Consider the following 12,847-nt stretch of genomic DNA (forward strand, 5'->3'; position numbering starts at 1 on the left):
CTTTATCCTCCTTTACTTTTTTTGTAATATTTGATCAGCAATATTTTTTGGCACTTCTTCATAATGATGGAACTGCATAGTGTAAGTTCCTCTTCCTTGAGTTTTTGACCTTAAATCAGTGGCATACCCAAACATTTCAGCAAGTGGCACAAATGCTCTAATAACCTGGGCTCCAGCTCTTGCTTCCATTCCTTCAACTCTTCCACGACGTGAATTTATATCTCCTATTATATCTCCCATGTATTCTTCTGGAACCACAACCTCCACTTTCATAATAGGTTCCAAAAGAACAGGATTTGCCTTTTTCATGCCTTCCTTAAATGCTATAGACCCAGCTATTTTAAATGCCATATCTGAGGAGTCAACTTCATGGTAAGAACCATCTACCAATGCCACTTTTACATCGATAACAGGGTATCCTCCAAGAACACCGTTTTGCATAGCTTCTTGAACACCTGCGTCAACTGCAGGAATATATTCTTTCGGAATAACTCCTCCTACAATGCGATTTTCAAATGTATAGCCTTCTCCACGAGGAGCTGGTTCCATCTCCAACCAAACATGACCATACTGACCGCGTCCGCCGGATTGCCTAATAAATTTCCCTTCAATTTTAACCGGTTTAGTAATAGTCTCTTTGTAAGCAACTTGAGGCTTACCTACATTGCAATCAACATTAAACTCTCTTCTTAGCCTATCAACAATTATCTCTAAGTGCAATTCTCCCATACCAGCTATTATTGTCTGTCCTGTCTCTTGGTCAGTATATGTCTTAAAAGTAGGGTCTTCTTCAGCTAGTTTCAATAAAGCCATAGTCATTTTTTCTTGAGCAGCTTTAGTCTTAGGCTCTATAGCAACAGAAATAACTGGTTCTGGAAAATCCATTGATTCTAAAAGTATTGGATGATTCTCATCACAGAGCGTATCTCCTGTTGTAGTATCTTTTAGTCCAACGGCTGCAACTATATCACCTGTGTATACAGCATCAATTTCTTCTCTGTGATTTGCATGCATTCGCAGGATTCTTCCTACTCTTTCTTTTTTACCTTTTGTAGAATTCAACACATATGACCCCGCATTCAAAGTACCAGAATATACTCTAAAAAAAGCAAGCTTACCTACATAAGGGTCCGCCATAATTTTAAATGCTAACGCTGAAAAAGGCTCTGAATCATCGGCTTTTCTCTCAATCTCCTCACCAGTCCCTAAAGCCATGCCTTTTACAGGCGGTATATCTACCGGTGAAGGGAGATATCTCACTATAGCATCCAACATGGGTTGGATTCCTTTGTTTTTATAAGAAGAACCACAGACTACCGGAACTAATTCACCATTTATTGTACCCTTTCTTAATGCTTTGTGAATCTCTTCTTCTGTTATTTCTTCCCCTTCTAAATACTTTTCCAAAATAATCTCATCTTGTTCGGAAATTGCTTCTAATAACTTTTCTCTATATTCTTGAGCCAAATCCTTTAGGTCATCTGGTATTTCAGCTTCATCCATAACAGTACCTAAGTCGTCTTCATATATTATGGCTTCCATTTTAATTAAATCTACAATGCCTCTGAAGGTATCTTCTTTTCCAATAGGAATTTGTATAGCTACAGGATTAGCTCCCAATCTTTCCTTTATCATTTTTATTACATTGAAAAAGTCAGCACCTATTATATCCATTTTATTTACATAGGCAATTCTTGGAACATGATATTTGTCAGCCTGTCTCCACACAGTTTCAGATTGAGGCTCAACACCCTCTTTTGCAGAAAAAACCGCAACAGCTCCATCTAATATTCTAAGAGACCTTTCAACTTCTACAGTAAAGTCCACGTGTCCCGGCGTATCAATAATGTTTATTTTATGTCCTTTCCAATAACAAGTAGTAGCCGCAGAAGTTATAGTTATACCTCTTTCCTGCTCTTGTACCATCCAATCCATTGTAGCAGTACCTTCGTGGACTTCTCCTAACTTATGAACTTTCCCTGTATAAAAAAGTATTCGCTCGGTAGTAGTGGTTTTCCCTGCATCTATATGCGCCATAATACCAATGTTCCTAACTTTATCTAAGCTGTAGTCTCTTGGCATCTTCCATCCTCCTTTCTTGTACCCTAGATTCACTACCCCCTATAAACAATTACCATCTATAATGAGCAAAAGCTTTATTAGCTTCGGCCATTTTATGAGTATCTTCTTTCTTCTTAACACTTCCGCCAGTATTATTTGCAGCATCCATTATCTCCAACGCTAATTTTTCCATCATAGATTTGCCACTTCTTTGCCTTGCATACTCTACAAGCCATCTTATTCCAAGAGAAAGCCTTCTTTCAGGCCTTACTTCCATAGGAACTTGGTAAGTGGCACCACCTACTCTTCGAGGCCTTACTTCAAGAACAGGCATAACATTATTTAAAGCTTCTTCAAAAACTTCAAGAGGATCTCTTCCTGTCTTTTCTCTTATTATGTCAAAAGCTCCATAACAAATCTTTTGAGCTAAACTCTTTTTGCCATCCCACATTACCTTATTAATTAGTTTGGAAACTTTTTTGCTATTATATACAGGATCAGGAAGGACCTCTCTTCTTTCCACATGACCTTTCCTTGGCATCCTTTTCCCTCCTTTTGTGTAAAAACTTTACAATAATTAACTCTACTAGATACATTATAGTTCCATTTCATCTTTTTTTACTTTTTAGGCTTTTTAGCGCCATACCTTGAACGAGCTTGCTTTCTATTGGCAACACCCGCAGCATCAAGGGCTCCTCTGATAATCTTGTACCTTACACCTGGGAGGTCTTTAACCCTTCCACCTCTTACTAAAACTACAGAGTGTTCCTGCAAATTGTGACCTATACCAGGGATGTACGCTGTAACCTCTGTACCATTTGTTAGCCTTACCCTTGCTATTTTTCTCAATGCTGAATTTGGCTTCTTAGGAGTTGTAGTCTTTACTACAACACAAACTCCTCTCTTTTGAGGATTACCCTCTAAAGCTGGAGCAGCAGATTTAGCTTTCACAGGTTTTCTTCCTTGTCTTACTAACTGATTTATTGTTGGCATTTTTGCACCTCCTTCCAAATAAATCAAGAAATAATTACCCCCTCAAAGGGGTAATTATTTCTTTTCACCTATAATATCCGCAGCAGCGGCAGCATTTACATCAATACCACACATTACCCCAAGTTCCTTCATAGTATCGACGTACACTATTCTAATTGATTTTTCCTCACATAGTTCTTTTATTTTTTTAGTAACATGTTCTTCCGCATCTTTTGCAATGTAGACCTGAAGTACATTGCAATTCATTATTGCTTTTAGAGTCTGCTTCGCTCCAACCACCCGCTTAGAAGGGCAATCTTGTCCCGCCATTCGCCTTCCTCCCATCAGGACAGCGGTTTTTAACACACTTAATAATTTTATCATTAAGCAGTTTAGCTGTCAACAGTAGAATTTCGTTTCAATCTTTAGTTGCTTGCCTTTACTTCTGTTTCTTCTTTTTCTTTATCTTGTCTTTCCTGTTGGTCATTCACTTTTTTTACAACAGAAATATTTCTATAGCGTGACAAACCTGTTCCAGCAGGAATTAGTTTACCTATTATCACATTTTCTTTTAATCCTAAGAGCGGGTCTACTTTACCTTTTATAGCCGCATCTGTAAGCACTCTTGTCGTCTCTTGGAAAGAAGCAGCTGATAAGAAAGAATCTGTTGCCAAAGCCGCCTTTGTAATTCCCAAAAGAGCTCTTCTTCCAGTAGCGGGTCTTAATCCTTTTTCAATTGCTTTTTTGTTTTCATCTTCGAATTTAAACATATCTATAAGCTCTCCAGGAAGCATTGAAGTATCTCCTGGGTCTTCTACTTTTACTTTTCTCATCATTTGTCTTATTATTACTTCAATATGCTTATCATTTATTTCAACACCTTGTAATCTGTAAACTTTTTGGACCTCTTGTAGCAAATAAGTTTGTACAGCAAATATACCCTTTATTTTCAAAAGGTCATGAGGATTTACAGACCCTTCTGTCAGTTCATCTCCTGCCTGTATCACTTGACCGTCATGAACTTTAAGCCTGGAACCATACGGAATAAGGTATGTTTTGGAAATATTATTTTCTTCGTCTGTAACGATGACCTCACGCCTTTTTTTGGATTCATTGATTTTAACAACACCAGAAATTTCAGATATTACAGCAAGTCCTTTTGGTTTTCTCGCCTCAAAAAGTTCCTCCACTCTTGGAAGACCTTGAGTGATATCTGCACCAGCTACACCACCAGTGTGGAAAGTTCTCATGGTAAGCTGTGTACCAGGTTCTCCTATTGCCTGGGCTGCGATAATACCTACCGCTTCACCTATATCAACTGGTTCACCAGTTGCAAGGTTTCTTCCATAGCACATTCTGCATACGCCGTGTCTAGACCTACATGTCAAAAGTGACCTTATTTTAACTCTTGTAATACCTGCTTTTTCAATTCTTTCAGCCTCTTCTTCATTTATCATCTCATTCCTTCTAACAATTATATTGCCTTCGCTGTCTACTATATCCTCTGCTGCAACTCTTCCAATTATTCTGTCTACCAATTTTTCAATGACTTCGTTTCCTTCTCTTATTTCTTCTACATAAATGCCTTCATCAGTGCCACAATCATCCTCTCTAACTATCACGTCTTGGCTAACATCTACAAGCCTTCTGGTCAAATAACCAGAGTCGGCAGTTCTTAAAGCTGTATCTGCAAGACCTTTTCTTGCACCGTGAGTAGATATGAAGAATTCCAAAACATTGAGACCTTCTCTAAAGTTAGACCTTATAGGCAGCTCTATAATTCTTCCTGAAGGGTCTGCCATGAGGCCTCTCATTCCTGCCAGTTGCCTTATCTGATTTTTGCTTCCTCTTGCTCCAGAGTGAGCCATCATAAATATCGGGTTGAACTTATCAAGGCTTGCCATAAGAGCCTCTGTTACTTTTTCTGTAGTCATATTCCATGTCCTTATGACGCTTTCATATCTCTCTTCTTCAGATATGAGACCGCGTCTGAATTGGCTTTCAATTTTACTTACCATTTCATCTGCTTCTTTTAGCAGCTGTTCCTTTTCTTTAGGTATTACCATGTCAGATACGCTTACTGTAATAGCTGCTTTTGTAGAATATCTAAATCCTAATTCTTTAATTTTATCAAGAGTTTCTGCTGTCTTTGTAGGTCCGTGTAATCTATAGACTCTATCAAGAATTTTTCCCAATTTAGATTTATCGACTAAATCATTGACTTCAAGGTCAAAAGCGGTTTCTGGGTTTGTCCTGTCGACATAGCCCAAATTTTGAGGTATAGCCTCGTTAAAAATGATTTTACCGACCGTCGTCTCAATTATCTTCGACCTTTTCACCCCGTCAATTTCTCTTGTCATTTTTACTTTTATTTTTGCGTGGATGTGAATATATCCTAATTGGTATGCCATAATAGCTTCTTCTGGGCTGGAGAAATATTTACCTTCACCCAATACCCCATCCTCATCTGCAGTTAAATAATAACATCCCAAAACCATGTCTTGCGTAGGTGTCATGACAGGTTTTCCATCTTGCGGCTTTAATATGTTGTTTGCTGCCAACATTAAAAACCTTGCTTCGGCTTGAGCTTCCACTGACAGCGGTATGTGAACAGCCATCTGGTCACCGTCAAAGTCTGCGTTATAAGCCGTACACACAAGAGGATGAAGCTTTATAGCTCTTCCTTCTACCAGCACTGGTTCAAAAGCTTGGATACCGAGTCTGTGAAGTGTCGGAGCTCTATTTAAAAGAACAGGATGTTCTTTTATAACTTCCTCCAATACATCCCACACTTCAGGCTTTACTTTTTCAACCATTCTCTTAGCGCTTTTTATGTGCTGTGCCAAACCTTCATCAACTAATTTTTTCATCACAAAAGGCTTAAAAAGCTCTAATGCCATTTCTTTTGGCAAACCACACTGATAAACTTTGAGTTCAGGTCCTACAACTATAACAGAACGACCTGAATAGTCTACCCTTTTACCCAAAAGATTTTGACGGAATCTTCCCTGTTTACCTTTTAGCATGTCTGAAAGAGACTTTAAAGGTCTGTTGCCTGGCCCTGTGACAGGTCTTCCTCTTCTTCCATTATCTATTAAAGCGTCTACTGCTTCTTGAAGCATTCTCTTCTCATTTCTAACTATGATGTCAGGAGCACCGAGGTCTAAAAGCCTTTTTAATCTATTGTTTCTGTTTATAACTCTTCTATATAAGTCATTGAGGTCTGAAGTAGCAAAGCGTCCGCCATCCAACTGCACCATAGGCCTTAAATCAGGTGGTATAACAGGAATAACCTCTAAAATCATCCACTCCGGTCTGTTACCCGAATCTATAAAAGCCTGCACTACTTCTAATCTTCTTATAGCCCTTACCCTTTTTTGGCCTGTAGATTCTCTTATCTCCGCTTTCAGTTCTTTGCTCAATTTTTCAAGGTCAATCTCTTGCAACAACTCTTTTATAGCTTCTGCTCCCATTCCTGCTCTAAACCTATTACCATATTTGTCCAAATATTCTCTGTACTCTTTCTCTGACAATAACTGCTTTTTGGTAAGAGGAGTGTCACCTGGGTCAATTACTACATAGGAAGCAAAGTATAAAACTTTTTCTAAAGCTCTTGGAGACATGTCGAGAAGGAGTCCCATGCGGCTGGGTATACCTTTAAAATACCATATATGGGAAACTGGGGCAGCAAGTTCAATATGCCCCATTCTTTCTCTTCTAACTTTAGAACGTGTAACCTCAACACCGCACCTATCACAGACAACACCTTTGTATCTAACTCTTTTATACTTACCACAGTGGCATTCCCAGTCTTTTGTAGGTCCAAAAATTCGCTCACAGAAAAGCCCATCTTTTTCTGGTTTTAACGTCCTGTAGTTTATAGTTTCAGGCTTTTTTACTTCCCCCCTTGACCATTCTCTTATTTTTTCAGGTGATGCCAAACCGATCTTAATAGCTTCAAAGTTTTTCAACTCAAACAAGGAGTGTCGCTCCTTTCATTAATAAATTTTGATTTTTAGACATCAAAGTCATCATCAAACATTAAGTCATCATTTTCTATCTCAAAGCTGTCCGGCTCAAAATCGATGTCTTCTGGAAGTTCTTCACTTTCTTCGTATCCTTCTTCATAGCCTTCTTCATAAACTTCTTCTGGCGGTGCATCTTCTCTTCCTTCTATATTGATATTAAGAGTAGCCTCTGGCACATCGGAGTCATCTTCATCTTCAAATTCTTTTAAGGCAATCTCTTGATTGTCTTCTGTAATAACTTTCACGTCAAGACATAAGCTCTGTAGCTCTTTTACCAACACCTTAAAGGACTCTGGTATACCCGGTTCAGGTATGTTTTCGCCTTTTACTATAGCCTCATAGGTTTTGACACGACCAGAGACGTCGTCTGATTTTACTGTTAAAATCTCTTGCAAAGTATGAGCTGCACCATAAGCTTCCAGTGCCCACACTTCCATTTCACCAAATCTCTGACCGCCAAATTGTGCTTTTCCGCCCAACGGCTGCTGAGTAACCAGAGAATAAGGTCCTGTAGACCTTGCGTGCATCTTATCATCGACAAGGTGATGCAATTTCAACATGTACATGTAACCTACTGTAACCTTGTTATCAAAGGGCTCTCCTGTCCTTCCATCGTATAGTTGCACTTTCCCATCTGGTGAAAAACCGGATTTAGCTAAAAGCTCCTGTATATCTTCTTCTGTGGCTCCATCAAAAACAGGAGTAGCAATATGCCATCCAAGTGCTTTTGCAGCAAGACCTAAGTGAACTTCCAAAACCTGACCTATATTCATACGGGAAGGAACGCCTAATGGGTTTAAACATATCTGAAGAGGTGTACCATCCGGCAAAAATGGCATATCTTCAACAGGAAGTATTCTCGAAATAACACCCTTGTTACCGTGTCTTCCCGCCATCTTATCGCCGACAGAAATTTTCCTCTTTTGGGCAACAAATACCCTCACCATCTGGTTGACACCGGGTGGCAATTCATCTCCATTTTCTCTAGAGTAAACTTTGACATCCACTACAATACCTGATTCACCGTGAGGAACGCGTAAAGATGTATCCCTTACTTCTCTAGCTTTTTCACCAAATATCGCTCTTAAAAGTCTTTCTTCTGCTGTAAGCTCTGTTTCCCCTTTTGGCGTTACTTTACCTACTAATATGTCTCCAGCTGTAACCTCTGCACCTATTCTTATTATCCCGCGCTCATCCAAATCCTTTAAAGCGTCTTCCCCCACATTTGGAATTTCTCTTGTTATCTCTTCGGGTCCTAGTTTTGTATCTCTCGCTTCTGCATCGTACTCTTCAATGTGAATAGAGGTTAATGAGTCGTCTCTTACTAATTCCTCACTTATTAAAATAGCGTCCTCGTAGTTATAACCTTCCCAAGGCATAAATCCTACCAAAACATTTCTCCCAAGGGCAATTTCACCTTGGTCAGTGGAAGGTCCGTCACATATTACTTGTCCTTTCTTTACCTCATCTCCTTCATTCACAATGGGCCTTTGATTTATGCAAGTACCCTGGTTTGACCTTTTAAACTTCAATAAATTGTATTCATCACGTCTTCCATCTTTTGTTCTTATCACAACTTTATCAGCAGTAACTTTTTCCACTATTCCGTCGTTTTTAGCAATGACAACTACTCCTGAATCTCTTGCAGCTTTATACTCTATACCCGTTGCTATAATAGGCGCTTCTGGCTTTATCAGCGGAACTGCCTGCCTTTGCATGTTAGACCCCATCAAAGCCCTATTAGCATCGTCATTCTCCAAAAAAGGTATCATTGCAGTGGCAACCGACACAATCTGCTTCGGTGAAACGTCCATGAAGTCTACTTCAGTAGGCGGAACAGCTATTATTTCCTCTTTTAATCGACATACAACTTTTTCATTGACAAATCTATTGTTTTCATCCAATGGCTCGTTAGCCTGTGCAATTATATACTCATCTTCCGCATCTGCTGTCATATAGACAATTTCATCTGTTACCTTTCCTGTCGTCTTATCAACTTTTCTATATGGAGCCTCAATAAACCCATACTCATTCACTCTCGCATAAGTTGTCAAAGAGCCAATAAGACCAATGTTTGGTCCTTCAGGAGTCTCAATCGGGCAAATTCTGCCGTAGTGAGAATAGTGAACGTCTCTTACTTCAAAACCTGCTCTTTCTCTGCTTAGTCCACCAGGACCTAATGCGCTGACTCTTCTTTTGTGAGTAAGTTCTGCTAAAGGATTTGTCTGGTCCATAAATTGTGAAAGTTGTGAACTGCCAAAAAACTCTTTAATTGCCGCAACCACAGGGCGAATATTTATCAGGTTTTGAGGTGTTATTTCATTGACATCTTGAATTGTCATTCTTTCTTTAACTACTCGTTCTAATCTCGCAAGACCAATTCTAAATTGATTTTGCAATAGTTCCCCTACAGACCTTAATCTTCTATTACCTAAATGGTCTATATCATCAACTGAACCTATACCATGGGATAAATTCAAGTTGTAGTTTATACTAGCTATTATGTCATCTTTGGTGATATGCTTAGGTATGAGTTCATCCATTCTGTTTTTAATCTCATTTATGATAGCTTCCTCGTCAGAGAAGTTATTGAGAATCTCTTTCAACACATTTAAATTTACTTTTTCCTTAATGTTCAAACTGGAAACGTCATAAGGCATAGGATATTTATTTATATCAACAGTATTATTTCCTATTACTTTTACTACTTTTCCTTCTACCAAAACCTCTACTTCATTTATTCCGCAATTTTGAATTTCTTCTGCTTTTTCTTTGGAAATCTTTTCTCCTTCTTCTACTAAAACTTCGCCCGTAACAGGATTGACAATTTTTTTCGCGCTTTTTAAATTTGCAATTCTCGCTTTTAGAGCAAGCTTTTTGTTAAACTTATAGCGTCCTACCTTTGCTAAATCATATCTTTTGGGGTCAAAGAATAGCGCATAAAGAAGATTTCTCGCACTTTCAACAGTAGGGGGTTCTCCCGGTCTTAACCTTTTATAAATTTCTATAAGGGCTTCTTCTTCAGATTTAGTCGTGTCTTTATCTAAAGTAGTTTTGATTTTTTCTTCTTCACCTAAAAGTTCAAGTATTTGAACGTCAGTGCTATAGCCTAATGCCCTTAACAACACAGTTATTGGGACTTTTCTGGTTCTATCAATTCTTACATAAAATATATCATTAGAGTCTTCTTCGTATTCCAACCATGCTCCCCTATTTGGAATGACAGTAGCAAAAATCAGCTTTTTCCCAAACTTATCAAATTGCTGTTCATAATACACCCCTGGAGACCTGACTAACTGGCTGACAATTAGACGCTCTGCACCATTTATAATAAAAGTACCCTTTTCCGTCATTAAAGGGAAATCTCCCATGAAAACTTCAGATTCTTTGATTTCCCCTGTTTCCCTGTTGGTAAGGCGTACTTTGACTTTCATCGGTACAGCATATGTAGTGTCTCTGTCTTTGCATTCTTCTACAGAATATTTGGGGTTGTTTTCTAATCTGTAATCGACAAATTCTAATGCCAAATTCCCCGTAAAGCTCTCTATTGGGGAAATTTCTCTAAAGACTTCTCTCAATCCCTCCTCTAAAAACCATTTGTAGGACTTCTTTTGAACTTCAATAAGGTCGGGCATTTCTAATACTTCGTCGATCTTGGCAAAGCTCATTCTTGTCTTGTTGCCCACTTGTACAGGACGTATCATCCATTTCACCCCTTAAAAAATGTAAATTACCAAAAGTTTTCAACTTTTGGATTGCGCACAAAAGAACCCTATTTTACCATTATTATTCACCAACAGTCGTCCTCTTATACATATACATATATTAACAAATAAAAAAGGCCACTATTAATGCAATTTATTATAATAGCACAAGTGAAGATTTATGTCAACAATTCCCCATAAAAAAATAAGGGCAAAATTTTTGCCCTTATTTTATTTCTACTTTTGCACCAACTTCTTCGAATTTTGCTTTGATTTGATTTGCTTCGTCTTTGCTTACTCCTTCTTTAACTGGCTTTGGAGCACTTTCTACTAAATCTTTTGCTTCTTTTAGTCCTAAGCCTGTTACTTCTCTCACAACCTTGATAACTTTTATCTTGTCGCTACCTACTTCTTGTAAAATAACATCAAATTCTGTTTTTTCTTCAGCTGGTGCTGCTGCTGGTGCTCCAGCTGCTGGAGCTGCTGCAACTGCTACAGGAGCTGCCGCAGATACGCCAAATTCCTCCTCTAAAGCTTTTACCAATTCAGCTAATTCTAGAACTGTCATATTTTTTATGGCTTCCAAAATTTCCTCTTTGTTCATTTTCTCTACCTCCATCTTAAAATTTTTATTTTTGTTTTCAAGCTTCAGCTTGCTTTTTCTCTTTCACTGCATTCAAAGCATATAACAAACTTCTCAATGTACCAGACAGCACAAAAACGAGATTTGTAATAGGAGCTTTCATGCTGCCCAAAGCTTTCGCCACAAGCTCTTCCCTTGAAGGAAGCTCTGCCAAAGCCTTAATTTCTTCAACTGTCACTAACTTCCCATTTACAAGACCTGCTTTTAACTCAATTCCCTTGTGATCTTTCATAAATTCCACAAGAACTTTAGCAGGCGCAACAGGGTCATCGTATCCAAAAGCTACAGAAGTTGGCCCTTCAAAATATTTAATTAAATCATCTCCATAGCCTAGTTCCTTAGCTGCAATAGTCATTAAAGTATTTTTGTAGACTTTGTACTCAGAATTAGCTTCTCTAAATTTGCGTCTTAATATAGTATCATCTTCTACAGTCAAGCCACTAAAGTTTGAAAAAATCACTGTTTGTGCTCGTGACAATTTGTCTTTAAACTCTGCTACGATTTGTTGCTTTTTCTCTTTTGCTGTGCCCACCTTCCCACCTCCTTAAAAAATTTAAAAAGGATCCCGTAGACACGAGGATCCCTTTTGGGAATTTATTTCTAAAAACCTCGGTGGGATTTACGTGCAAAAGCACACCCACTGTCTACGGTCTTTTTATTCAATTTCAACGTCACTTATTATACCTTACATCTTTTTGTCTGTCAACAACTTTTATTAAAAAATCTTTAAAGGATTAACCTTCACACCTGGTCCCATTGTAGAAGATAACACTACACTTTTGATGTATTGTCCTTTTGCGGCTGCTGGTTTGGACTTGATTATAGCATCCATAACTGCTCTGAAGTTTTCTAATAACTTCTCTTTCCCAAAGGATTTTTTCCCTATAGGAACGTGAATTATACCTGCTTTATCCACCCTGTACTCAATCTTACCAGCTTTAATTTCTTTAATAGCTTTTTCTAAATCAAAAGTCACAGTACCTGATTTAGGGTTTGGCATTAATCCTTTTGGACCTAATATTTTACCTAATCTCCCTACAGCTGCCATCATATCAGGAGTTGCAACTACAACATCATAATCAAACCAATTTTCATTTTGAATTTTTGCAACTAATTCTTCTGCTCCCACATAATCAGCGCCTGCTGCTTCTGCTTCTTTAGCTTTTTCCCCTTTTGCAAAAACTAATACTTTCACACTTTTTCCTGTTCCGTGAGGAAGCACTACTGTACCTCTTACCTGTTGGTCAGCATGTCTTGGGTCAACACCTAGTCTTACAGCTAAATCAATTGTTTCGTCAAAATTTGCCTTTGCAGTTTTCAAAACAATATCTATTGCTTCATCACTGGAATACTGCTGTGTTTTGTCATATAACTTTAAGCTCTCTAAATATTTTTTCCCACGTTTCATTTTCTAACCTCCTTGTGGTATTATCGGACTT

Annotated in this window: 9 protein-coding genes and 1 other annotated feature; all 9 genes read right to left on the minus strand. The window is 38.3% G+C overall.

The features are described 5' to 3' along the window. Nucleotides 1-12: 12 nt before the first annotated feature. The 9 genes from fusA to rplA all read right to left on the minus strand — a co-directional run bounded on the left by fusA (nt 13) and on the right by rplA (nt 12,816). On the minus strand, nt 13-2,082 hold the full coding sequence (gene fusA, locus TKV_RS10050; protein ID WP_049685823.1) for an elongation factor G: 2,070 nt from the start codon (nt 2,080-2,082) through the stop codon (nt 13-15). 49 nt (nt 2,083-2,131) lie between these two features. Further along, a complete protein-coding gene (gene rpsG, locus TKV_RS10055) occupies nt 2,132-2,602 on the minus strand; it encodes a 30S ribosomal protein S7 (RefSeq protein WP_049685824.1) in 471 nt (156 codons plus the stop codon). Nucleotides 2,603-2,679: 77 nt separating this feature from the next. Continuing rightward, entirely contained in the window at nt 2,680-3,054 is a 375-nt protein-coding gene (rpsL, locus tag TKV_RS10060; RefSeq protein WP_049686276.1) for a 30S ribosomal protein S12, read from the minus strand. A 54-nt stretch (nt 3,055-3,108) separates the two neighbouring features. Beyond that, nucleotides 3,109-3,363: a ribosomal L7Ae/L30e/S12e/Gadd45 family protein gene (locus TKV_RS10065; protein WP_003870268.1), complete on the minus strand. Its 255-nt coding sequence runs from the start codon at nt 3,361-3,363 to the stop codon at nt 3,109-3,111. A gap of 95 nt (nt 3,364-3,458) precedes the next feature. After that, nucleotides 3,459-7,013, minus strand: a complete 3,555-nt coding sequence (gene rpoC, locus TKV_RS10070; RefSeq protein ID WP_049685825.1) for a DNA-directed RNA polymerase subunit beta' — start codon at nt 7,011-7,013, stop codon at nt 3,459-3,461. A gap of 35 nt (nt 7,014-7,048) precedes the next feature. After that, complete coding sequence (gene rpoB / locus TKV_RS10075) at nt 7,049-10,765, minus strand: DNA-directed RNA polymerase subunit beta (RefSeq protein WP_049685826.1); 3,717 nt, start codon at nt 10,763-10,765, stop codon at nt 7,049-7,051. A 226-nt stretch (nt 10,766-10,991) separates the two neighbouring features. Next, nucleotides 10,992-11,369, minus strand: coding sequence for a 50S ribosomal protein L7/L12 (rplL, locus tag TKV_RS10080; protein ID WP_003870271.1), 378 nt, complete (start codon nt 11,367-11,369; stop codon nt 10,992-10,994). Nucleotides 11,370-11,406: 37 nt separating this feature from the next. Next, nucleotides 11,407-11,940 (minus strand): 50S ribosomal protein L10, encoded by a 534-nt coding sequence (rplJ, locus tag TKV_RS10085; protein ID WP_003868697.1) that lies wholly within the window; start codon nt 11,938-11,940, stop codon nt 11,407-11,409. 13 nt (nt 11,941-11,953) lie between these two features. Beyond that, nucleotides 11,954-12,076, minus strand: a sequence feature (ribosomal protein L10 leader region). A 47-nt stretch (nt 12,077-12,123) separates the two neighbouring features. Further along, nucleotides 12,124-12,816 carry a 50S ribosomal protein L1 gene (gene rplA / locus TKV_RS10090; RefSeq protein WP_006569571.1) on the minus strand — a complete coding sequence of 231 codons (693 nt, stop codon included), beginning with the start codon at nt 12,814-12,816 and terminating at the stop codon, nt 12,124-12,126. Nucleotides 12,817-12,847 lie beyond the last annotated feature (31 nt).

This window comes from Thermoanaerobacter kivui (assembly GCF_000763575.1).
Classification (GTDB): Bacteria; Bacillota; Thermoanaerobacteria; order Thermoanaerobacterales; family Thermoanaerobacteraceae; genus Thermoanaerobacter; species Thermoanaerobacter kivui.